17 protein-coding genes are annotated in these 20,982 nt (G+C 63.1%); 6 read left to right on the top strand and 11 right to left on the bottom strand.

Annotation, left to right across the window (positions count from 1 at the left end; translation table 11 throughout):
- Positions 1-145: 145 nt before the first annotated feature.
- The 3 genes from ACVJGD_RS03590 to ACVJGD_RS03580 all read right to left on the bottom strand — a co-directional run bounded on the left by ACVJGD_RS03590 (position 146) and on the right by ACVJGD_RS03580 (position 3,112).
- Complete coding sequence (locus ACVJGD_RS03590) at positions 146-1,234, bottom strand: TRAP transporter substrate-binding protein (RefSeq protein WP_456633069.1); 1,089 nt, start codon at positions 1,232-1,234, stop codon at positions 146-148.
- Positions 1,235-1,430: 196 nt separating this feature from the next.
- Positions 1,431-2,564: an Mrp/NBP35 family ATP-binding protein gene (locus ACVJGD_RS03585; protein ID WP_456633068.1), complete on the bottom strand. Its 1,134-nt coding sequence runs from the start codon at positions 2,562-2,564 to the stop codon at positions 1,431-1,433.
- A 110-nt stretch (positions 2,565-2,674) separates the two neighbouring features.
- The gene (locus ACVJGD_RS03580) at positions 2,675-3,112 is read right to left on the bottom strand and encodes a VOC family protein (RefSeq protein WP_456633067.1); all 438 of its coding nucleotides are present in this window, start codon (positions 3,110-3,112) and stop codon (positions 2,675-2,677) included.
- A 189-nt stretch (positions 3,113-3,301) separates the two neighbouring features.
- On the opposite strand from ACVJGD_RS03580, the gene ACVJGD_RS03575 reads away from it, so the two are divergent.
- The 4 genes from ACVJGD_RS03575 (at position 3,302) to ACVJGD_RS03560 (ending at position 7,011) form a co-directional block, all read left to right on the top strand.
- Complete coding sequence (locus tag ACVJGD_RS03575; protein ID WP_456633066.1) at positions 3,302-4,171, top strand: NAD(P)-dependent oxidoreductase; 870 nt, start codon at positions 3,302-3,304, stop codon at positions 4,169-4,171.
- A gap of 290 nt (positions 4,172-4,461) precedes the next feature.
- The gene (locus ACVJGD_RS03570) at positions 4,462-6,063 is read left to right on the top strand and encodes a sensor histidine kinase (protein WP_456633065.1); all 1,602 of its coding nucleotides are present in this window, start codon (positions 4,462-4,464) and stop codon (positions 6,061-6,063) included.
- Between the two features lie 164 nt (positions 6,064-6,227).
- Positions 6,228-6,431: a DUF1289 domain-containing protein gene (locus ACVJGD_RS03565; RefSeq protein ID WP_456633064.1), complete on the top strand. Its 204-nt coding sequence runs from the start codon at positions 6,228-6,230 to the stop codon at positions 6,429-6,431.
- Between the two features lie 25 nt (positions 6,432-6,456).
- Positions 6,457-7,011: a TIGR02281 family clan AA aspartic protease gene (locus ACVJGD_RS03560; protein WP_456633063.1), complete on the top strand. Its 555-nt coding sequence runs from the start codon at positions 6,457-6,459 to the stop codon at positions 7,009-7,011.
- On the opposite strand, the gene dusA is transcribed toward ACVJGD_RS03560, so the two are convergent.
- Both dusA and ACVJGD_RS03550 read right to left on the bottom strand, forming a co-directional pair.
- Positions 6,973-7,968 carry a tRNA dihydrouridine(20/20a) synthase DusA gene (gene dusA / locus ACVJGD_RS03555; RefSeq protein WP_456633062.1) on the bottom strand — a complete coding sequence of 332 codons (996 nt, stop codon included), beginning with the start codon at positions 7,966-7,968 and terminating at the stop codon, positions 6,973-6,975. The two genes, ACVJGD_RS03560 and dusA, sit on opposite strands and share 39 nt — an antisense overlap.
- A gap of 419 nt (positions 7,969-8,387) precedes the next feature.
- On the bottom strand, positions 8,388-10,850 hold the full coding sequence (locus tag ACVJGD_RS03550) for a TOTE conflict system archaeo-eukaryotic primase domain-containing protein (RefSeq protein WP_456633061.1): 2,463 nt from the start codon (positions 10,848-10,850) through the stop codon (positions 8,388-8,390).
- A gap of 286 nt (positions 10,851-11,136) precedes the next feature.
- On the opposite strand from ACVJGD_RS03550, the gene ACVJGD_RS03545 reads away from it, so the two are divergent.
- Together ACVJGD_RS03545 and ACVJGD_RS03540 are read left to right on the top strand one after the other, a co-directional pair.
- The gene (locus ACVJGD_RS03545) at positions 11,137-11,547 is read left to right on the top strand and encodes a toxin-antitoxin system TumE family protein (RefSeq protein ID WP_456633060.1); all 411 of its coding nucleotides are present in this window, start codon (positions 11,137-11,139) and stop codon (positions 11,545-11,547) included.
- Positions 11,544-11,924 (top strand): HVO_A0114 family putative DNA-binding protein, encoded by a 381-nt coding sequence (locus ACVJGD_RS03540; protein ID WP_456633059.1) that lies wholly within the window; start codon positions 11,544-11,546, stop codon positions 11,922-11,924. Before ACVJGD_RS03545 ends, ACVJGD_RS03540 begins: the two co-directional genes overlap by 4 nt.
- Before the next feature lie 872 nt (positions 11,925-12,796).
- Here ACVJGD_RS03540 and ACVJGD_RS03535 read toward each other — a convergent pair.
- From ACVJGD_RS03535 to ACVJGD_RS03510, 6 genes are all read right to left on the bottom strand, one after another.
- The gene (locus tag ACVJGD_RS03535) at positions 12,797-14,128 is read right to left on the bottom strand and encodes an MFS transporter (RefSeq protein WP_456633058.1); all 1,332 of its coding nucleotides are present in this window, start codon (positions 14,126-14,128) and stop codon (positions 12,797-12,799) included.
- A 77-nt stretch (positions 14,129-14,205) separates the two neighbouring features.
- Positions 14,206-15,012 carry an enoyl-CoA hydratase/isomerase family protein gene (locus ACVJGD_RS03530; protein ID WP_456633057.1) on the bottom strand — a complete coding sequence of 269 codons (807 nt, stop codon included), beginning with the start codon at positions 15,010-15,012 and terminating at the stop codon, positions 14,206-14,208.
- Positions 15,013-15,044: 32 nt separating this feature from the next.
- Positions 15,045-16,589 carry an AMP-binding protein gene (locus ACVJGD_RS03525; protein WP_456633056.1) on the bottom strand — a complete coding sequence of 515 codons (1,545 nt, stop codon included), beginning with the start codon at positions 16,587-16,589 and terminating at the stop codon, positions 15,045-15,047.
- The gene (locus tag ACVJGD_RS03520) at positions 16,582-17,097 is read right to left on the bottom strand and encodes a (2Fe-2S)-binding protein (RefSeq protein ID WP_456633055.1); all 516 of its coding nucleotides are present in this window, start codon (positions 17,095-17,097) and stop codon (positions 16,582-16,584) included. The genes ACVJGD_RS03525 and ACVJGD_RS03520 overlap by 8 nt, the downstream gene beginning before the upstream one ends.
- The gene (locus tag ACVJGD_RS03515; protein WP_456633054.1) at positions 17,094-17,909 is read right to left on the bottom strand and encodes an FAD binding domain-containing protein; all 816 of its coding nucleotides are present in this window, start codon (positions 17,907-17,909) and stop codon (positions 17,094-17,096) included. The genes ACVJGD_RS03520 and ACVJGD_RS03515 overlap by 4 nt, the downstream gene beginning before the upstream one ends.
- On the bottom strand, positions 17,906-20,920 hold the full coding sequence (locus tag ACVJGD_RS03510; RefSeq protein ID WP_456633053.1) for a xanthine dehydrogenase family protein molybdopterin-binding subunit: 3,015 nt from the start codon (positions 20,918-20,920) through the stop codon (positions 17,906-17,908). The genes ACVJGD_RS03515 and ACVJGD_RS03510 overlap by 4 nt, the downstream gene beginning before the upstream one ends.
- Positions 20,921-20,982: the final 62 nt, after the last annotated feature.

The raw sequence follows: 20,982 nt of genomic DNA, 5'->3' as shown, positions 1-20,982 counted from the left end.
CTATGTTGTTGGCCTTCGTATCGAGGCCTGAGGGCAGCATGGAGCATCCCCTGCGCGATTGCCACCGCCAACGTTCGCCGCAGCGCGTAAAAAAGCCCGGCCCCCGCGAGGGGACCGGGCTGCCCGTCTACGGCTTAAGATCTGATCAGCCGCGGGTGCGCGAGCGGATCATGAAGCTGTCGTAGGTGTATTCGGCGACCTGCCACCACAGATATTCGTCGGAGCGGTAGGCCTGCATCGCGTCGATCGACTTCTTGAAGTCGGGGTTCTTGGCGGAGATTTCGCTCCACAGCTCGTTGGTCGCCTTCAGGCAGGCTTCCAGCACCTCGTTGGTGAACGGACGGAGCTGCGTGCCGCCGGCAACCAGCCGCTTCAGCGCCGTCGGGTTCTGCAGGTCGTAGCGGGCGGCCATCCAGCTATTGGCGTTCGCGGTCGCGTTGGTGAGGATCGCCTGGTAGCTCTTCGGCAGCGCGTTCCATTTCTCGAGATTGGCGAAGGCGTGCACGGTCGGGCCGCCTTCCCAGAAGCCCGGGTAGTAGTAGTACTTCGCGACCTTCTGGAAGCCGAGCTTCTCGTCGTCATAGGGGCCGACCCACTCGGCGGCGTCGATAGTGCCCTTTTCCAGCGCCGGATAGATGTCGCCGCCGGCGAGCTGCTGCGGGACCACGCCGACCTTCTGCAGGACCTGGCCGGCGATGCCGCCGATGCGGAATTTGAGGCCGGAGAGATCCGCAACCGTCTTGATCTCCTTGCGGAACCAGCCGCCCATCTGGGTGCCGGTGTTGCCGCACGGGAATCCGATCACGTTGAACTTCTTGAAGAACTCGTTGCCGAGCTGCTCACCGCCGCCCTGGTACCACCACGAGTTCTGCTGCCGCGCGTTGAGGCCGAACGGGACCGAGGCGTAGATCGCAAAGGTCGGGTCCTTGCCGACGTAATAATAGGCCACCGTGTGCGACATCTCGACGGTGCCGTTCGAGGTCGCATCCAGCGCCTGCAGGCCCGGCGCGAGCTCGCCGGCCGCGAACACCTGGATCTGGAATTTGTTGTCGGTCATCTCCGCGACGTATTTCGATAGCTGCTCAGCGCCGCCATAGATCGTGTCCAGCGACTTCGGGAAGCTCGAGGTCAAGCGCCACTTGATTTCGGGAGAAGACTGCGCGATCGCCGGCGCGGCAACCGCGGTCGCGGCCGCACCGGCCGCAGAAACTTTCAAAAAGTCACGACGCTTCATCTTAAGGCATCTCCTTGCGGGGCGTTTCCCATTTGTCCCCAAAAGCATCTCCTCCGGGCGGGCGAATCCTCAGGCTCCGGGGCGCTCTGGCGGGGCCGTTTAACACGGATGACCGCCCGCGAAAACGCGACATTGGCATGACGGGACTGGACGAAAGTCGAAAGGCGCGAGGGGAAATCCCGGGCGGAAATGGCCGTCAAGCCGCGGCGATCACGCCCCGGAGCTGGTCGCGGACCTTGGCCCCGATTGCGCGGTAAATCGCCGCGTGCGGCCCGTCCGGCTCACTTTCCACCACCGGGTTACCGGAGTCCGAGGTGGTGCGGATCGCAATATGGAGGGGGATTTCGCCCAGGAACGGCACCCCGAGCCGCTCGGCCTCGTGCCGGGCGCCACCATGGCCGAAAATGTCCGACCGCGTGCCGCAATGCGGGCATTGGAAATAGCTCATGTTCTCGACGATGCCGAGCACTGGCACGTTAACCTTTCTGAACATCGCGAGCCCGCGCCGGGCGTCGATCAGGGACAGGTCTTGCGGGGTCGAGATGATGATGGCGCCCTTGAGCGGCACGTTCTGCGCCAGCGTGAGCTGCGCGTCGCCAGTGCCGGGCGGCATGTCGACCACCAGCACATCGAGCTTGCCCCAGGCGACGTCGCGCAGCATCTGCGTGATCGCCGACATCACCATCGGCCCGCGCCAGATCATCGCGGTGTCCTCCTCGACCAGGAAGCCGATCGACATGATCGAGAGCCCGAATCGGGGGACCGGGATCATCTTCCTGTCGTCGTTGAGCGCGGGCTTCTCGCGGATCCCGGTCAGCCGCGGCACCGACGGGCCATAGATGTCGGCATCAAGCAGGCCGACGCGTAAACCGAGATCGCGCAGGCCGAGCGCAAGGTTGAGCGCGGTCGTCGACTTGCCGACACCGCCCTTGCCCGAGGCCACCGCGATGACCGCCGCAATCCCGGGGATTTCCGCCTGCCGTGACATCGGCGACGGAGCCCCTTGCGGCGGCCGATGCGTCGAGGCCGGCGCCACCCCTCCGCCGGCGTGACGATGCGGCTGCGGCGGGGCGGCCGTGCCAGGCTTGCGCTCGGCGGTCAGCGCGATCATGGCGGTGGTAACGCCGGGAATGGCGCGCACGGCGCTCTCCGCCTGCGCGCGCACGCTTTCCCAGGCGCGCGCTTCCGCGGCATCGACATTGATCGAGAAGAACACCTTGCCGTCGCTGACCGTGATCGGCGACAGCACATTGGCGTTGGTCAAGGCGACGCCGCGCGGCGACGTCACCCCCGCCAATTTCTCCAGAACCTGTTGCTGCGTCACGCTCACAGCCGCTCTCCTGCCGAAGATCTTCATGCTGAGGTCACAGATATGACGGATCGGCAGAAAAGGGTAGTTGTGCCGGCGCAATAGATTTCCGCGATTTGCCCGGAAGGTTCCTATCTGCCGCCGACGTCGTCGGCGCGCTCGGCCGGGGCTTCGGCGTCCTGTTCCTTGGCGACCTCGTAGTTCAATTCGATCATCACGCCGTTGGGGTCGTGCACAAAGATCTGCCAGAGATCGCCGCCCGGAACCTGCCGGGAATCGAACTTCATGCCCCTGGACTGCAGGCGCTGCTTCATCGCCGTGAAACCGCGGCTGACGAAGGCGACATGATGGACCACGCCGGAGTCGGGTTTCTGCGGCTCATCGGTCGGGGAAATATCCACGAGGTGAACCACCGGCTTGCCCTCGCTGTACATCCAGGCGCCGGGAAAGGCGAAATTCGGCCGTGCGCCGTTCTCCAGGCCCAAGACCTCCTCATAGAACTTGACGGTTTCCGCGAGTTTCCGGGTGCGGATGTTGAAATGATCGAGCACGCCTACGCTTGCGCCCATGTCTCACTCCCATTTTTGTGAGGTTTGTTGGTAGCTGATCCTAGCACGAAACGCCTGATATCGGCCAAACGAAGCCGTTGCCCTCTGCGGCGCAGCGTCTATGGTGCGGCCCTCCCGCCTGAAAAACACCGTCCGGCCCGTCCAATGTCGCCGGCAAATCCCAAGGTAACAAGAAACAAGGTAGCAGACATGGCTAAAGTCGCTTTTCTCGGTCTCGGCGTGATGGGTTTCCCCATGGCAGGACATCTCGTGAAAAAGGGTGGCCACGAGGTGACCGTGTACAACCGGACGCCGGCGAAGGCGCAGGCCTGGGTCGAGAAGTTCGGCGGCCGCGCGGCGCCGACGCCGAAAGCCGCAGCTGAAGGTCAGGACTTCGTGATGTGCTGCGTCGGCAATGACAACGACCTGCGCTCGGTCACGATCGGCCCGGACGGCGCGTTCGCCGGCATCAAGAAGGGTGCGACCTTCGTCGACCACACCACCGCTTCCGCCGAAGTCGCCCGCGAGCTCGATACCGCCGCCCAGAAGGCCGGATTCAAATTCGTCGATGCGCCGGTCTCCGGCGGACAGGCCGGCGCCGAGAACGGCGTGCTGACGGTGATGTGCGGCGGCAAGGAAGACGCCTATGCGGGCGCCGAACCGGTGATCGCCGCCTATGCGCGGATGTGCAAGCTGCTCGGACCGGCGGGCTCCGGCCAGCTCACCAAGATGGTCAACCAGATCTGCATCGCCGGCCTGGTCCAGGGCCTCTCCGAAGGCATCCACTTCGCCAAGAAGTCGGGGCTCGATGTCGCCAGCGTGATCGACGTGATCTCCAAGGGCGCGGCGCAATCCTGGCAGATGGAGAACCGCTACAAGACCATGAACGAGGGCAAGTACGATTTCGGCTTCGCGGTGGAATGGATGCGCAAGGACCTCTCGATCTGCATCGCAGAGGCCCGCCGCAACGGCGCCAACCTGCCGGTGAGCGCGCTGGTCGATCAGTTCTATGCCGAAGTCGAGAAGATGGGCGGCAAGCGCTGGGATACGTCGAGCCTGCTCGCGCGGCTGGAGCGCTGACAGCGCGTGCTGCACTCCTTCCCCCTGAAAGGGGGAAGGTCGGGATGGGGGTCAGCCACGCGCACCGCTGTTCGTGGAGAGAGATGATCCCCACCCGCTTTGCGCTTTCAGCGCAAACCGACCTCCCCTTTTCAAGGGGAGGTTTGAGGCACTTCGCGCAAAGCCAATCGTTAATTTAACCTCTCGTTAACGAGAATCTTTAGCTTTCTAAGTCATCGCTTAATGATTTGGCGCGAGAGATAGACAATGCAAAAGCCCGCGCGGTTCGCGGGCAGGATTTTGTGTTGTTGATGAGTGATTCCGCGGAAAAGCCTGAAGTTGTCCAGCTGCCGGCCGAGCCCCAGGCTGCCGCGCCGGTCAACAGCCGCCGCGCCGCAGCGCAGCGGGTCCGGGAGGCGCGGGATCGGTTAACGTCAACCAGCGGGACCCGGCCCGCTTTCGACACCGAACTGCTCCGCCAATACGCCCAGACGAGGATCTCGGCATCCTACGTCGTGATGTTGCTGGTGATCGCCACCGGCGTGCTGTTCGGCGTGTGGCGAGACCCGATCGTGGCGGCTGCCTGGACCATCGGCATGCTCGGCATCCATGCCTCGACCGTGAAGACCTGCGCCAAATTTCTGAAGGAGTCCCCCTCGCCTGCCGCGACCCGCAAATGGCAGACGCGGTTCGTGCTGCTCGACCTGCTCTACGGCCTGTTCTGGACGGTGATCCTGACTCATCCCGCGGGCACGGATGCCGCCTCCAATGCGCTGATGATGTTCCTGATGCTGCTGGTGATCGCGGTCTCCAGCATGCTCGCGGCAAGCCTTCCGATCGCCGCGCTGGCGGCCACCGCGCCGGTGACGATCGCGATCGCCGTCAGTTTCGTGCTGAGCGGCTCCTTCGACAATTACGTGTTCGCGCTGCTCGCGCTTGGCGCCGAGGGCTATTTCGCGCTGCTTGCCCACCGGCTGCATTCGACGACGCTTGCCACGCTGCAGGCGCGCGCCGAGAAGGATGTGCTGATCGCCGAGCTCGAGCAGTCCAAGGCGATCTCCGACGAGGCTCGGCACCGCGCCGAAGCCGCCAACGTCGCCAAGTCGCGCTTCCTGGCGCAGATGAGCCACGAATTGCGCACGCCGCTGAACGCCATCCTCGGCTTCTCCGAGGTGATGAAGAGCGAGATCTTCGGCGCGCATGCGGTGCCGGTCTATAAGGAATATTCCGCCGACATCCACAATTCCGGCGTCCATCTGCTCAACCTCATCAACGAGATCCTCGATCTATCGCGGATCGAGGCCGGCCGCTACGAGCTCAACGAGGAGGCGGTCTCGCTGCTGCATGTCGTCGCCGACTGCCACCATCTGTTAAAGCTGCGCGCGACCAGCCGCGGCATCACCATCCACGAAGTGTTCGAGCAGGGCATGCCGCGGATCTGGGTCGACGAGCGCGCCACGCGGCAGATCGTGCTCAACCTGTTGTCCAACTCGATCAAGTTCACCCCGCAAGGCGGCGAGATCTGGCTGAAGGTCGGCTGGACTGCCTCCGGCGGCCAATATCTCAGCGTGAAGGACACCGGCTCCGGCATTGCCGAGGACGAGATTCCGATCGTGCTGGCGTCGTTCGGCCAGGGCTCCAACTCGATCAAATCGGCGGAACAAGGTGCCGGTCTGGGCCTGCCGATCGCCAAGAGCCTGATCGACCTGCATGGCGGTACCTTCACGCTGAAGTCCAAACTGCGCATCGGCACCGAGGTGATCGTGACGTTCCCGCCCGAGCGCGTGATGTCGGCGCTGGCGCCGATGGCCGAGGAAGCGCCGCCCTTGCAGCCGCAATCCTCGATTCCTTCGACCGACGACAAGCAAAGGGGGCGCCACAAGCCGATCATGAGTGCGGGCACTGGATTATAGAGCATGATCCGGAAAAGTGGATACCGGTTTTCCCGGCGACAAACGCAAGGCGTTTGCGCCGAGATCATGCTCAAACAAGAAAGCGAGAGCGGGAAGACGCTTCGAAGAAGAGTCATCCCGCGGCCTGCTTGCACCCGCGATCGAAATCGTTTCACTATCGATGGATGAGCAAAGAAACGCCGTGTATCGCAGTCTGTATGATCGACCCCAGGACCAAGCTCTGCTTCGGCTGTGGGCGGACGCTGCCGGAGATCGCGCGCTGGCACAAGATGGACAGCGCCGAGCGCCTCGCCGTGATGGCGCTGCTGCCCGCGCGCATGACGGAAGCCGGCCTCGAGCGGATAGAGGCGCGCCCAACGCGCGCCTGATGATGCGGACACGGGAGGCGGTGTCATGAGCCGCATCTTCCTTGTGCTCTTGATGCTGGTTGCAACCGCAGGCGCAGTCGTCGCCTATGGCGACCCCGAACAGATCGCGCGCGCCAGCAACCGGGTCTCGCACTTGCTGCGCGGAAACATCGTGGCACCCGCCCCCGCCGTGCAGATTCCGCGCGGACAGGGCGGCGAGTTCGCGCTGCGCGCCAAGATCAACGGCGTCAGCGCGCCGATGGTGATCGACACCGGGGCGACTTCGGTGGTGCTGACCTGGGAGACCGCGAAGGCGATCGGGCTGCCGATCGAAATGCTTGAATACAATGTCGATCTCGAGACCGCGGGCGGCCACACCAAGGCGGCGCGGCTGACGCTCGATCGTCTCGCCGTCGGTCAGTTGGTGGAAAAGTCGATCCCGGCGCTGGTGGTGCCGCGCGGGCAGATGAAGACCAATCTGCTCGGCATGAGCTTCCTGGATCGGCTGGAAAGCTGGGGCGTGCGCGCCGACAAGCTGATGCTGACCGGCTACCCCGACGTGCTAGGCCGCCATCGGCGCGGCCGCACGGCGTCCAACTAGCGCGATCGCCTCGCGCAGCACGTTCACGCCCGCGCCGGGCCTCGTGCCATGCTCGGCGAGATGGCGGCGGAAAGCCCGCGCGCCAGGGACGCCGAAGAATGCCCCGACGAAATGCCGCGTGATCGCATGCAGCCGCGTGCCGCGCGCAAGCTCCTCCTCGATATAGGGGACCATTGCTTCAAGCGCGTCCTGCATCGTGGCGTGCGGCGCCGCCTCGCCGAACAGATCGGGGTCGACCGACAACAACCGCCACGGCTCCTGATAGGCCGCGCGCCCGAGCATCACACCATCGACATGCGCCAGGTGGCGCTTCGCCTCGTCAAGGCTTGCGATGCCGCCATTGATGATGACGGGAACGTGGGGCATGGCAGCCTTCAGCCGATAGACCCGGTCATAATCGAGCGGCGGGATGTCCCGGTTCTCCTTCGGCGACAGGCCGTTGAGCCAGGCCTTCCGGGCGTGCACGATCAGCACATCCGCGCCTGCTTCGACCACGCCGCGCGCCAGCGTGTCGAGCGCCAGTTCCGGATCCTGGTCGTCGATCCCGATGCGGCATTTCACCGTCACGGGAACCCTTACCGCGCGCTTCATCGCCGCGACCCCCTCGGCGACGAGCGCCGGCTCCGCCATCAGGCAGGCGCCAAACCGGCCATCCTTGACGCGATCGGACGGACAACCGGCATTGAGGTTGATCTCGTCATAGCCGAAGTCCTCGCCGATCCTGGCCGCGGCCGCGAGGTCACGCGGATCGGACCCGCCAAGCTGCAACGCCACCGGATGCTCGATCGCATCAAACCCAAGCAGCCGCGCGCGATCGCCATGAATGACGGCGCCGGTGGTCAGCATCTCCGTATAAAGCCGCGCCCGCCGCGAAAGCTGACGATGGAAGACGCGACACCTTGTATCGGTCCACTCCATCATCGGGGCTGTGGAAAATTTCCACCGTAAGTCATTCATTTCGTTTATCTATTTTGTCTCCAGCCTGTCTTCTATATGATTGGACCGACTGAGGAACTCAGTACGACCACGTTTCCGAAGATTGCTCCTTTTAGGATCATATAGGTGCGGATTGGAAGCGAAAACCGGGATTTCGGATTCTCAGTGCACACGTCGTGCACACGAGAACGCAGGCGCACACGCCTCCTGCAAAACGTGCATCAGTTATGATCTACTCCAATTGCGGGTAGAGGATAGCTCACGACGTGAACTGTTGATACCAGCGCCATGGAATTTCTTCTTGCGCATGACACAGTTCAGCGGGCCTGAGCAAACACACCTTGCACTTGCGAAAAGTGAATGTCGCCGCGCGCCGTAGGCGGAACATGCGCATCCAACGGAAGGCTACTTGCTCACTCGGCCGCGGGGCAACAAGACAACTATTCTGGGAAGCCAACGGATGCTTCGAAAGGTAATTCCCCTCCTGCCGCTTTTCGATATCCAAGGGCCCGATATCCAGCTTCCCGTTTTACCGCCATCTTAGCGAGCACTGGCTCGTTCACATCGACATAGTCGTAGATGACAACGTCGCGTTTGGCGGCATGCAGGCGGTGCAGCCGGCCGGCATACTGTGCAAGGATTCCGCGCCAGGAAATTGGCATGGCCAGAAACAAGGTGTCGAGCCGCGCATCATCGAACCCCTCGCCGAGATAACGACCCGTCGCTACCAGGACCCGTTCCTCCCCCGCTGGAACGGCCGTCAGGGATTCGCTTGCCGTACGCATCTGCCGATCGCTCAGTCCACCACGGAGAACGACGACGTTCTTCGCAAACTTCGATAGGCGCTCAGCCAGCACTTCGAGATGATCCTTGCGTTCGGTAATGACCACCGGCGAACGGCCAGCCTCAAGCGCCGACAGGATATCATCGAAGATGAGATCATTCCGCGCTTGGTCTTGAGCAAGCTTGGCGTAGAGTTCGTGGATCGCCGGCCTTTCATCAGCATTGTTTCGAGCAAGCCGGAAATCCGTTCGCCGGAAAACGACCTTATGATCGAAAGGCCGCAACGCTGCCTGCTTCTTGGCATCGACGCGATGGCGAACCGGCCCGCATTGCATAAAGATGATCGGATGATGGCCGTCTTTCCGCGTCACTGTCGCGGATAGACCAAGCACATATCGGGCCTTGGCCTCTCGCGCGATCGATTCGAAGCCCACGGCGGACAGATGATGGCATTCATCGATGATGACATGCCCGTAATCGGCGACCAGATCGGAAACGGCGCCCTTTCGGACCAAACCCTGCATGACAGCCACGTCGACGAAGCCGGTTGGCTTCCTTCGCCCGCCGTGAATGACACCGAGTTTGTCCAGCGGAAGGTTAAGGAAGGTCCGAAGCCGCGCCACCCATTGATCGAGAAGCTGCCGGCGATGGACGAGAACCAGCGTGTTTCGATCACGCGCCGCAATCACCTTCGCGGCAACGACTGTCTTGCCGAACGCCGTCGTCGCAGCGAGCACCCCGGTCTCGTGCACGAGAAGCGCCGCGGCAGCCTTTTCCTGCTCCGGGGTCAACTCACCGAGAAATCGCGTCCCGATCGGCCGCCCCTGCTGTCGTTGATCCCGCAGGTTGGCTGAGATGGCCGTATCGCGCAGAAGGATCAACAGGTCGTCGAGACATCCCCTTGGAAGGGCAATATGCTTTGAGAGCAGTTCGGCACATGAGATGACGCGTGGCTTGCCAAAGGTCGGCAGGCGCATGGCCTGCGCGGCATAGAACTCAGGGTTCTGGAACGCAGCGAGCCGTGCAATGCGAGACACGAGAACAGATGGAAGCTGCGTTCGGTCGATATAGACTTGGTTGCCAAGCACGACCTCGACCGAAGACGGAACCTCGCCTTCGATCGGCAGTTCCTTGATGCGGCGAGACGGCAGCGCGACCCAAGGCTCGTCATCCTCTTCGGTGGACGGCAGCCGGACGCCGATAATCTGTCCTCCGGCAGCAGCTTCGGCTACGATCGATGTTAGTTCATCCCGTGACAACCGGCTGATCGTCGACAGATATGCCCATTGATCTTCGTAGGGACGGAAATCGTCATCGACAAAGACACTATTGCCCTTCTCGCGAGGCTGGCTCTGAAGCGGCAGGGCGATCAGATTGCCGAAGCCGCCAACCGGCATCGTATCCTGGCTGGGGAAGAACCGATCATATGAATCAAATCCAACATCGGGGCAGCGATCCATGGTTGCTGTCACGAGAAGACTGCCGAGGCGTCTTGCATCCGCCGCCGGCACCGCCTCGGCGAAGAAGATCCATGCATGCGCGCCGTTGCCCGAACGTGACCGTTCGATCGCGATAGGGATACCTCTCGCCCGGGCCGTGTCGCGGAACGCTGCGACATCCTGCTTCCACGACTTTTTGTCGAAATCGGCAGCAAGAAACCAGCATGTCTCATCCTGCAGCATGGGATAGACACCAATGGTGACATCCGCCGAGCTGCCGGCTCCCTTTCCGGCGAGATGGGAGCGGAGGATGTCCTCCCCAACCGGAACAAACGCTTGGTTGAGACACTCACCGCATTTGACCTGCGGCTTTCCACAAACTCCGTGGACCCACTCATTCCGGCACATGGGCGCATAGCCGGTTTTCCCGGTTTTCGGGTTTTCCCAGCGACGTGGCAGCACATCCTCTCGCCCACGAAACAGGCTTCGGAAGAGCCTGATCTTCGCAGCCGTCGGAGAGTCCATCGTGACAGGCGCAGCATCAACAACCGGCCGTTTGATCTCCTCCTCTGCCCGCGCACGTTCGAGCGCGTTCAATCGTTCGGCGATCTCAGATCGCTCCCGGTCGAGCGCTGCAAGTCGGTCCCTTAGTACTGCTATCTGTCGATGAACATTGGCCATCGTATTGAACTGTCTTCCTGAGGCCGTTCGATGCTCGATTCTAGTGGGCAGCATCCGGGACGGAAGAACAAAATTGCGCCGCGGCAGACGAAGTTCGGAACCGTATACGAACGCGGAGTTTTGATGGTGCTTGCAGAGTAGCTCTCACTCAGGCGGTCCGCCTCAGCGGCCCAGCGCAAGCTCGCCAATCGCCGGTTACGAGGTTCGGTCCGTTTGCCTGGGCCCGGCTCGGGTCCGAGCCCCATCCCTTGACAGGGCAAATCTTACTAATATATCATCATAGGATATGATAAGTAAAACGTCCGATTACGGGCTTGAATTCCTGTTAGGCTTCGATGGACGCATCCATCACCTTGAAGAAGCCTATTGGATCAAGTTCGAGATTAAGCGCGTCAAGGTCGCCAAGGAGCGCCCGCACGGACTGTCTTACTCGTTCACGCTGCATGCTCCGGATGGTACGCGACTGGTCGGCTTTGATAACGCTCACATTGTTCCTGCGACAGGATCGCGGTTCAAGCGGCAACCGGAAACACGTGACCATTGGCACCGGACCGAAAAGGACCCAGGGCGGCCGTACAAGTTCAAAGACGCCGAGACCCTGATAGACGATTTTTTCGACGAGGTTGAGCGAGTGTTGGGCGAGCGTGGAATCAGTACGACAGTTGTCGGAGTGGAAGAGATGCGGAGGTCAAAATGACGAAGCACAAGGTTCAAAATCTACGATCATTGCGTGACGAGATGAAGGCCGTAGCGCGCGGCGAGCGTCCGGCTCCCGCCGATGCGGCCATACCGAGCTTCAATTCGGTCGACGCAGTGGTGCGGTTATTGACTCCGGAGAACCGCGAACTTCTCGCCATTATCCGGGACCGCAAGCCGCAGTCGGTCGCCGAACTCGTGCAGATGAGTGGACGGGCCCAGCCGAACCTCACGCGCACGCTGGCAAAGATGGAGGCGGTCGGGTTTATCAGAATGAGGGCAGCCGGGCACCGCCGCAAGGCGCCAAGCGTTACGATCAAAAAGATCGTGGTCGAGATCGATCCCTATTCCGACCGTGACCGCCTCAGCGTCGCATAGGCGGCGATGCCGGGTCTGCAGCGAATGCACGAGCCCTCGGGGTTGTGATCGTCTCCGGATATCTTGCTCAAATTGCGAGCGAAGCTGGCGTACACAACCCGTGCGGTTGGTAGCGGGGACCGCTAACAATCCAGCGAAGTCAGCGTTCATTGTGCTCAATTGAGCCGGCGACGCTCCGCCGAGGTGCGGCGACCGCCCGCACCTCACCCGAGATCGCTAGGTCCTTCTCTTCCATCGCAGGCGATATCCCCTGCCCTCTGTAATGCCGGTCGCTCCAAGCAGGAGGCTACCTCCAGTCCCTGCTCACGTTGGCTCTGACAAGATTTTTCTTGATCTCCCGGTGCACACGTCGTGCACACGCGGCCGCCTATCCAATTGAAAAACTTGAACTCTCGTTCCAATCCATCATCGGGGCCACGGAAAAGCGATAATCTTGCGATTTCAATGATTTACCTTATGCTCTCAATACGTTTGTACCCGTTTTGACCTCTCAGTGCACACGTAGCGCACACGAATTGGGGAGTGCACACGGCCATGGCCAGCTTCACTCAGTTGCCTTCCGGGAACTGGCGCGTCCAGGTCCGCCGCAAGAACCGCTACGTTGCAGAAAGCTTTCGCCGCCGCAAGGACGGCGAGAAATGGGCGCTCGACATCGAGCGCAACATCGACCGCAGCGGATCACCCGAACCGCGAGCTACGCTAAAGGTTCGCACCTTCGGCGATCTCATCGATCTGCACGTTGAAGACATGCATGAAGCGCCGCCGACGATCACGTCGTCGAAATGCAGCCCATCCATTCCCAACTCGTTCCGCAATGCACTCGGCGAGCCAACGCGGCGGCGCAGCCTCGATGTGGCCGCGCCGCCCACAGCTCAGCGGAAGTTGCCCTTGGTTTCGGGCGCCACGATCGCCCCGATCAGGTACACGATGAAGACACCGACCGCGAACATGGCGAGCGACGTCGGAATCTGCGCGGGACTCGCGCTCACCAGCGAGACGAAGGTCGGCGTCATCCCACCCAGAGCAAAGCCGATGTTCCAGGACAGTCCCGTGCCGCTCGCACGCACGGCGGTCGGAAAGCGCTCATTCAGGAAGATCAGAACCGGCGCATAGCCGGCATTGCCGATGAACGCGATGGCCATCGCGTAAAGCGTGATCTCTGTGACGTCCTTCGTCGCCGCCAGACCCAGGTAGCAGAGCGGCAGCAGCACCGCCGCGCAAACGCCGATCAGAAGAAACGTCTTCCTGCGACCGATGCCGTCACTCAGCGCGCCCACCAGGACGGCGGAGAAGAAGGCCGACACGCTTGCGCCCATCAGGATCAAGGACGAGGTCTGGTTCGGGACTGCATTGATGACCTTGAGGAAGCTAGGAAGGTAGCCGGACGTCAGATAGTACCCGGCGCCGCCACCGAACGTGATCAGGAGATTGAGCAGCAATATGTTGCGATACTTTCCCGAAAAGATCTCCTTGACCGGCGCCTTCGACACCTTCGCCTGATGCGTGCCCTGCTGGCGCTTGAGCTCCTTGAAGTAGGGCGACTCCTCCAGGTTCTTGAAGATGAACCACCCGAGCAGCGAGCTCAAGAGGCCCGAGAAGAACATGAATCGCCAGCCCCATACGGCGAACGCGTCGCCAGGGAAGATCGAGGACGTGATCAGAAAGACGAACGATGCGAGCAGCGCACCGATGCCCGCGCCGCCGCCGCCGACCAGGCCCGACATCGCGCCACGCCATTGTGCCGGCACCGACTCGGTCCCGATGGTATGGGTGGAGGCAACGACACCGCCGACAAAGACGCCCTGCACCAGTCGCAGCGCCAGAAATACAATTGGCGCGACGACACCGACCTGAGCGATGGTCGGCAGCACGCCGAATGCAGCCGTGCTGATCCCGACGCCGATGATGGCAATCAGCATTGCGCGCTTTCGGCCATGTACGTCAGCGTAATGTCCGAACACCGCAGAGCCGAGCGGTCGCATCAACAAGGTAACGGCAAACGAGGCATAGACCGCAGCCAGCGACAGGGCCGCGTTGCTCGAAGGAAAGAACAATGCGCCGACAACTGGCGCCACATACAGCAGAATGAACAAGTCAAAGAGATCGAGCGCCCATCCCAACACCGACGCAATGATCGCATTGATCATCTGCCCGTTGCCTGTAGACGTCTCGGTCTTCCCGATTGCTACGTCGATTTCAGCCATTTTTTACCCTCCCCGTTGAATATTGTATGGTCGCGGTTCAACGATTGCCGAACCGCGGCAGTTGATTGCTTCGCGTATCAGCGGCCGACGAACTTCGGCTGACGCTTGGCGTTGAAAGCCTCCACCCCTTCCTTGAAATCGTCCGACTGGCGCAGGCGGCTGTAGCAGTGGCCTTCAAGCTCGATGGCAATCGTGAGCGTCGAATCCTCGGTGTCGTTCAGAAGTTTCTTTGCTGTTCGCTGCGCAAGGGGCGAGAAGGTGCGGAGCTCGTCCGCCAGCTTGTCGGTCGCCTTCTCGAGCTCGGCATCCGCCACGCACTCCGTCACGATACCCCACTCCAACGCCTGCTTCGCCGAGATGCGCTTGGAGCGCATGACGATGTCCTTGGTGCGTGTAATGCCGACCATCTTCTGCAACCGCGCCGAACCGCCCGATCCCGGGATCTGCCCGAGCTTCTGCTCTGGCAAGGCGTATTGCGTGGTCTCAGAGGCGATGCGGAAATCGCAGGCGAGCGACAGCTCGAAACCGACGCCGAAGCAATAACCGCGGTTGGCCACGATCACCGGCTTGGCGCAACGCGCGGGCGCCGCGATGTTCCAGGCCAGTTTGGAAACATGCTCGGGGCTCGCTTCCATGAAGCCGCCAATGTTGCCGCCGCTAGAGAAATGATCGCCTTCGGACCGCAGCACGATGATGCGGACGCGCGGATCTTCGTCGAGGGTCTCGAAAGTCAGCCGGAGCTGGTCGCGCTGCGGCATCGACACCACGTTATAGGGCGGACGGCCAAGGATGATGTCAGCGCGCTCATGGGCTTCGTCGATTTCGACCTTGAATCCGTCCAGCTCTGAAAGGCGAGGATCCGCAAATGTGTAGGGTGACGGCATGTGTGCTTCCTTCTGTTGATTGTTCATTGAAGTCAGGCGGCGTCCGATGGCGGCAGGCGATCGGTCTCGTATTCCCCGGCGACGAGCAGTCGGCGCAACAGTTTGCCGACCGGCGATTTCGGAATGGCGTCGACAAAGACGTAGCGTCGCGGCCGCTTGAAATTGGCGAGGCCCGAGGCGCGGCAGAACTGCTCCAGCTCCGCCTCGGATACCGGCCGGTTGCGCTTGACGAAGGCGGCGACGATCTTGCCCCATCTCTCGTCGACAATACCGACCACCGCGACCTCGGAAACAGCGGGATGCAGCGAGAGGCAGCTTTCGATCTCGACCGGAGAGACGTTCTCGCCGCCGGTGATGATCATGTCATCGACGCGACCCGTGACGTGCAGGTCGCCATCTGGATCGACAAAGCCGGTATCGCCGGTGAAATACCAGCCCTCGCGCAGCGCCTTCGCATCGGCCTCGGGGCGTCGCCAGTAGCCCTCGAACGCCTCGTCACCGGCAAGCGACGCGATGATCTCGCCCTCCTCGCCGACCGCGGCAAGCTGCGCGACCGAACGCGCGCCGATCTGCACGACCCTGATATGCTGGTTGATGCCGGCCTTGCCGGCCGAGCCGGGTTTCGCCGCGGCGTTCTGGTCGATCGTAAACGTGTAGATCTCGGAACTGCCGTAGTGATTGACGAAGAGCTCTGGCTTGAACGCCTCGTTCAGCTTTCGCAGCAATCCGTCAGTCATCGACGCTCCGGCAAAGCCGAGCTTGCGCACGCTCGACACATCGGTCGCCGAGAATGCTTCATGGTGGACGAGATCGTGGTAGAGAGTCGGCACCAGATACAGGTTGCTGATTTTCTCCTTTTCGATCAGCGCCAGTGCCTGGCGGCTGTCGTAGCGCGGAAGGCAGATGAAGGCGCCGCCGATCAGCGACATCGCCAGCAGGGAACGAACGCCCATGGTGTGGTAGAGCGGCATGACGCCGAGCATGCGCTCGCCGCGGCCATACAAATTTTGCGCGACATGCGCGATCGCCGCGGCCCGTTCGGCGCGATGCCGCCGCGGAACGCCTTTCGGCCGCGAGGTCGTGCCCGACGTGTACAACATGATCGACCAGGCGTCGGCGCCGACGCGCGGCTTGGCGTCCGGCGCACTGTCCTTGATCATCTCGGCAAAGCTGATCGCCTCACCTGCCCCCGGGTCGACCGAGACGCGCCGCAATCGGCCGGCGCGCGACGATCCCGTCACGGCCTCGATGGAGACGTCCTGGTAGAAGATGGCGCAGGCCTCGGAATCCTCGATGCAGAAATCAAGCTCGTCGGCCTTGGCTCGCCAGTTGATCGGCGTGATGACGATCCCTGCGAACTGGCACGCCCAATGCAGCGTGGCCGCCTCCCAGCGGTTCTGCAACAGAGTGACGACGTGATCCCCCGGCTTCAGGCCGAGGCGGTCGAACGACGCCACCAGTGCCGAGATCTTCTCGTACCATCTCCGATAAGTGAGGCGGAGATCGCCATCGACCAGCGCAATGGCGTTCGGATCGCGCGACGCGCTGGCAACGAAGCTGCTGCCGAGATCAAGCATCTGAGGTCTCTTCCATGGCTGTAGCAAGCCCGGCGGCTTCGAGAGCCGCTCGGATGATCGGGGTGTAGCCGGTGCAACGGCACAGATGGCCGCTCAGGAGATCGCGGATCTCGTCCTCGGACGGTGCCGGGTGCCGGCTCAGATAGTGGTCGAGCGACATCAGGATGCCGGCGGTGCAGAAGCCGCACTGGAGCGCATGGTTGCGGCGGAAGGCGCGCTGCAAAGCGCCGAGCCGGTCCGGCGAGGGAGCGAGCCCTTCGACCGTCCTGACATCGCAGCCATCGACCTGCACCGCGAGCGTGAGGCAGGCACGGGTGAGCATGCCGTCGACGACGACAGTGCAAGCGCCGCAGACGCCATGTTCACAGCCGACATGCGTTCCGGTCGCACCGAGCTGCTGGCGCAGGAAATCGGAGAGCAGCATCCGCGGCTCCGCATCCGCTGCAACAACGACGCCGTTCAGCGTCAGCCGGACGGAGTGGCGGCTATCGGCGCGGATGCGGGTCATTGCAGCACCTCGCCGATCAGCTCGCGGCCGATCATCCGCACCAGGTCGCGGCGGTAGCGCGCGGTTGCGTGAACGTCGTCGCGCGCGTCGAGCTCGTAGGCAAATTTGTTCAAGGCGTCATCCAGCGCGCTGCCCTCCAGCCGCGGCCAATCGCGCGCCGTCGGAACATCGGCGACGCCGCCCACCGCGAAGCGCAGTCCGTTCGGCGTCGTCATCGCCGCGCATGCGACGATGGCAAAATCGCCGTGCCGGCGCGCCACCTCGCGAAACGCGACGCGCGCTCGGCCAAGAATCGGCAGCGATACGGCTTCGATCAGCTCGTCGTCCGCGCACGCCGTCAGCATCGTGCCGGCGAAGAAGTCTGTGGCCGGCACGCGCCGCCGCCGCTTCGCGCTGCGCAGATGCACCTCGCCGCCGAGCGCGACCAGCGCAAGCGGCATTTCGGCGCTGGGGTCGGCATGCGCGAGCGACCCGCACACCGTGCCGCGGCTGCGGGTCTGCACGTGCCCGACCCAGGGCAGCGCAAGCGCTACCAGTGGCAGCGCCTCGGCGAGATGCGGCCAAGCGAGCAACTCGGCCTGACGCACGCCGGCGCCGATGACGACCGCGCCCGCCTGCCGCTCGATATGACGAAGCTCCTCGAGGCGCATGATGTCGATCAGCAGTTTCGGTTTGGCGAGGCGCATGTTGAGCATCGCCATCAGCGACTGACCGCCGGCGAGCACGCGCGCATTGCTGCCTTCCTGCGCAAGTCCTTCAAGGACCTCGCCGGCCGTTTCGGCGCGGACATAGTCGAAGGCGGCGGGTTTCATCGGCGTCCTCCGAACAGGCCCGCGAGTTTCCCGAGCAGCGCGAACAGGGAGAAGCCGCTCACCGCTCCACCGCCGCCAGCCTTGCGGGCAAGCGCCGTGAAGAACTGCCCGATGATCACCCGCGTGGCGCCGTCCAAGAGACGGCCGCCGATGCTCGCGACCTTGCCGCCGATGGCGGCGTCATAGCTGTATCCCAGCCGCGTGCCGCCCTTGGCATCAGGCTCGAGCGTGATCCGCCCCTCGGCGCTGCCGAAGCCGAGCGCGCCGTCGGCCCGTCCACGCAATGTGACGGCGCGTGGCGGGTCGAGATCGAACAACTCGACGTCGGCGCGATAGCGTCCGGTGACGGGACCGATACCGAGTGTCACGTCGGCCCGGAAGTGCGTATCGGAGATCTTGTCAACGCGCTGGCAACCCGGAATGACGGACTGCAGCGTGGCGGGATCGAGCAGCATCTCCCAGACCTGCCCGGGCGCTGCCGCCACGGACGCCTGCCCCTCGCCGTGAAGCCGCCGGTCTCCTTCGCGCGGAGGCGCGGCGATCGAACGTCCCGCCGGCGGCGGCGGTTCGGCTCCACGCACCAACTCTGCGAGTCTCGCGGGCACCAGCGGCAGCGAGACATCGGCAAGGCCGAGCGCGTCCGCAACCGCATTGGCGATACAGACCGGGGTCGACATGCAATTGCCTTCGCCGACACCCTTTGCTCCGAGTGGAGTGAAGGGCGATGGTGTCTCCATATGGATGATCTGCGGCTCTGGCACCTCGGTGGTGGTCGGCAGCAGATAGTCGGCCAGCGTTCCCGTCAGGAAGCTGCCATCGTCGGCATAGGCATATTCTTCGTAGAGCGCCGCGCCCAGCGCCTGCGCAAAGCCGCCGCGGATCTGCCCATTCACCATGCCGGGATGCAGGATGGTGCCGCAATCATGCATGGTCACGTAGCGATCGATACGCGTTTCGAGCGTGATGCTATCGATCTCGACGCCGCAGAAATCGAAGATGAAGCCGTGGCAGAGCGAGGAGTTGATGTGGTCCTCATCGTCGGGCGCCGTCAGTTCCGGAGGCGTCCAAAACACGGTCTCGCGGATGGTCTGACCGGCATCGTCCGGCAGCGAGCCGGGCGACCAATGGCTGAGCGCTGCGAGGCGGGAGAATGCAATCCGGTTTTCCGGATTGTGCCGGGATGCGACGAAGCCACGCGCGAACACGATATCCGCCGGCTCGACATTCAATTGGCTCGCGGCGATGCGGGCGAGACGGCCGGCGACGCGTTCGGCCGCCAGCTTGGCGGTGCCGGCCACTGCCGCGGCGAAACGACTGGCATAATTTCCCGATGCGATCGACCAAGCGTCCTTGGCGGTGTCGATCTCGGTGTTGACCCGGACGTCTTTCGGCTCGAGGCCGAACACGTCGGCGACGACCTGCGACAGCACGGTGCGATGGCCCTGGCCCTGCGGCACGGAAGCGACATGAACGGTGACGCTGCCGACCGGGTCGAGGCCGACGGTCGCGGTTGCCTGCGCGCCGTTCTTGGGACCCGCCCTGCGACGCTCGGCCGCCGTCAACACGGTCGTGATGTAGCCCATGTTCGACACGCTCGGCTCGACGACCGCAGCGAGACCGATGCCGTAGAGGCGACCCTGCGAACGCGCGTTATCGCGCCGCGCCTTAAGTTCGGCAAGCTTGCCCTGCTCGATCGCTCGCGTGACTGCTTCCTGGTAATTGCCTGAATCCAGCAAGGCCCCGGTCGCGGTGCGATAGGGAAAGGAATTCGCATCGATGAGATTGCGTCTGATGACGTCGAGCGGCTCGAGGCCGAGTCCGATCGCGATGCGCTGCATCAGTCGCTCCAGCGCGAAATAGACTTGCGGTCCGCCGAAGCCGCGGTTGAGGCCTGTCGGTGTCTTGTTGGTAACGACGACGCGGTTGCGGATCTTGACATGACGGATGTCGTAAGCGCCCGTCAGATTGCCGTGCATACGGTAGAGGGTCGCCGGCTCGGGCGCGCGCAGATGCGCGCCGCAATCCTCGACCTGGTCCCAGTCAAGCGCGAGAATCTTGCCGTCTGCCGCAACGGCCGCAGACAGGGTCGTCGCCCGATTGGTCGCCGATACGGATGCGGTGAGATGCTCAAGCCGATCTTCGATCCACTTGACCGGCCGTCCCGTCGCTCGGGCGGCGGCGGCGATCAACACGATATAGGGAAAGACGCCCTGCTTGACGCCGAAGCTGCCACCGGAGTCAGGGGGCGTGCGCAGCCGCAGCCGGTTGCCCGGCACCTTGAGGGCGCGCGCGATCACGGTATGGATGCTGAACGGACCCTGGAAATTGGCCAGGACATCGAAGGCATCCTCCGCCGCATCGTGCGACGCGATGACGCCGTAGGTTTCAATCGGCGTACAGGAATTGCGCGGATAGCTGATGTCGATCGAGAAGCGGTGCGGTGCCTCCGCAAACTCCTGCTCGGGATTGCCGTAACGGAATGCGCGGTCGCTCGCGAGATTTCCCGGAAAGCCCTCATGCAGAACTGGCGCGTCCGGCGCGAGCGCCCCAAGCGGGTCGACAATTGCGGCACGCGCGCGATATTCGACGGAGATCAACTCGGCCGCGTCCTCGGCGCGAGCGCGGTCCGTCGCCACGATCACCACAACCGGCTCGCCGACATAGCGCACGCGATCGATCGCGATCGGCCAGCATTCGACCGGCGCCTTCACGCCAACGACGAGGCTTGACGTGATTGCCTTGACCTGCTCGCCCGTGAGGACGCCCGCAACGCCCGGTGACCGCTTCGCCGCTTCGGTGTCGATGGAAATGATATCGGCATGGGCGTGCGGTGAGCGCAGGATCGCTGCGTGCAGGGTGCCGGGCTGAACCCCGAGATCGTCGATGAAGCGGCCGCGACCGCTTAGCAGCGCGGCATCCTCGACGCGTTCAATAGAACGTCCAACCCAGGGCCGGCCGTCGCTCCCGCCCTGATCAATCAGTGTTGCGGATCTGACCGCGGCCTGCACCATGTCCTGGCATACCTCCCGACGCGCTCTTTGACGCGACGCGGACAGTTGTCAGGACGAGGTGT

This window comes from Bradyrhizobium sp. USDA 10063 (assembly GCF_054063735.1).
Note: the sequence above shows the minus strand (reverse complement) of the source record. Positions and strands in the feature narration are given on the sequence as shown.

Bases quoted from the DNA above. Each gene is read 5' to 3' on its own strand.
- ACVJGD_RS03590 (WP_456633069.1), bottom strand. From the start codon at position 1,234: ATGAAGCGTCGTGACTTTTTGAAAGTTTCTGCGGCCGGTGCGGCCGCG.
- ACVJGD_RS03580 (WP_456633067.1), bottom strand. From the start codon at position 3,112: ATGGGCGCAAGCGTAGGCGTGCTCGATCATTTCAACATCCGCACCCGG.
- ACVJGD_RS03575 (WP_456633066.1), top strand. From the start codon at position 3,302: ATGGCTAAAGTCGCTTTTCTCGGTCTCGGCGTGATGGGTTTCCCCATG.
- ACVJGD_RS03570 (WP_456633065.1), top strand. From the start codon at position 4,462: ATGAGTGATTCCGCGGAAAAGCCTGAAGTTGTCCAGCTGCCGGCCGAG.
- ACVJGD_RS03565 (WP_456633064.1), top strand. From the start codon at position 6,228: ATGAGCAAAGAAACGCCGTGTATCGCAGTCTGTATGATCGACCCCAGG.
- ACVJGD_RS03560 (WP_456633063.1), top strand. From the start codon at position 6,457: ATGAGCCGCATCTTCCTTGTGCTCTTGATGCTGGTTGCAACCGCAGGC.
- dusA (WP_456633062.1), bottom strand. From the start codon at position 7,968: ATGAATGACTTACGGTGGAAATTTTCCACAGCCCCGATGATGGAGTGG.
- ACVJGD_RS03550 (WP_456633061.1), bottom strand. From the start codon at position 10,850: ATGGCCAATGTTCATCGACAGATAGCAGTACTAAGGGACCGACTTGCA.
- ACVJGD_RS03545 (WP_456633060.1), top strand. From the start codon at position 11,137: ATGATAAGTAAAACGTCCGATTACGGGCTTGAATTCCTGTTAGGCTTC.
- ACVJGD_RS03540 (WP_456633059.1), top strand. From the start codon at position 11,544: ATGACGAAGCACAAGGTTCAAAATCTACGATCATTGCGTGACGAGATG.
- ACVJGD_RS03535 (WP_456633058.1), bottom strand. From the start codon at position 14,128: ATGGCTGAAATCGACGTAGCAATCGGGAAGACCGAGACGTCTACAGGC.
- ACVJGD_RS03530 (WP_456633057.1), bottom strand. From the start codon at position 15,012: ATGCCGTCACCCTACACATTTGCGGATCCTCGCCTTTCAGAGCTGGAC.
- ACVJGD_RS03525 (WP_456633056.1), bottom strand. From the start codon at position 16,589: ATGCTTGATCTCGGCAGCAGCTTCGTTGCCAGCGCGTCGCGCGATCCG.
- ACVJGD_RS03520 (WP_456633055.1), bottom strand. From the start codon at position 17,097: ATGACCCGCATCCGCGCCGATAGCCGCCACTCCGTCCGGCTGACGCTG.
- ACVJGD_RS03515 (WP_456633054.1), bottom strand. From the start codon at position 17,909: ATGAAACCCGCCGCCTTCGACTATGTCCGCGCCGAAACGGCCGGCGAG.
- ACVJGD_RS03510 (WP_456633053.1), bottom strand. From the start codon at position 20,920: ATGGTGCAGGCCGCGGTCAGATCCGCAACACTGATTGATCAGGGCGGG.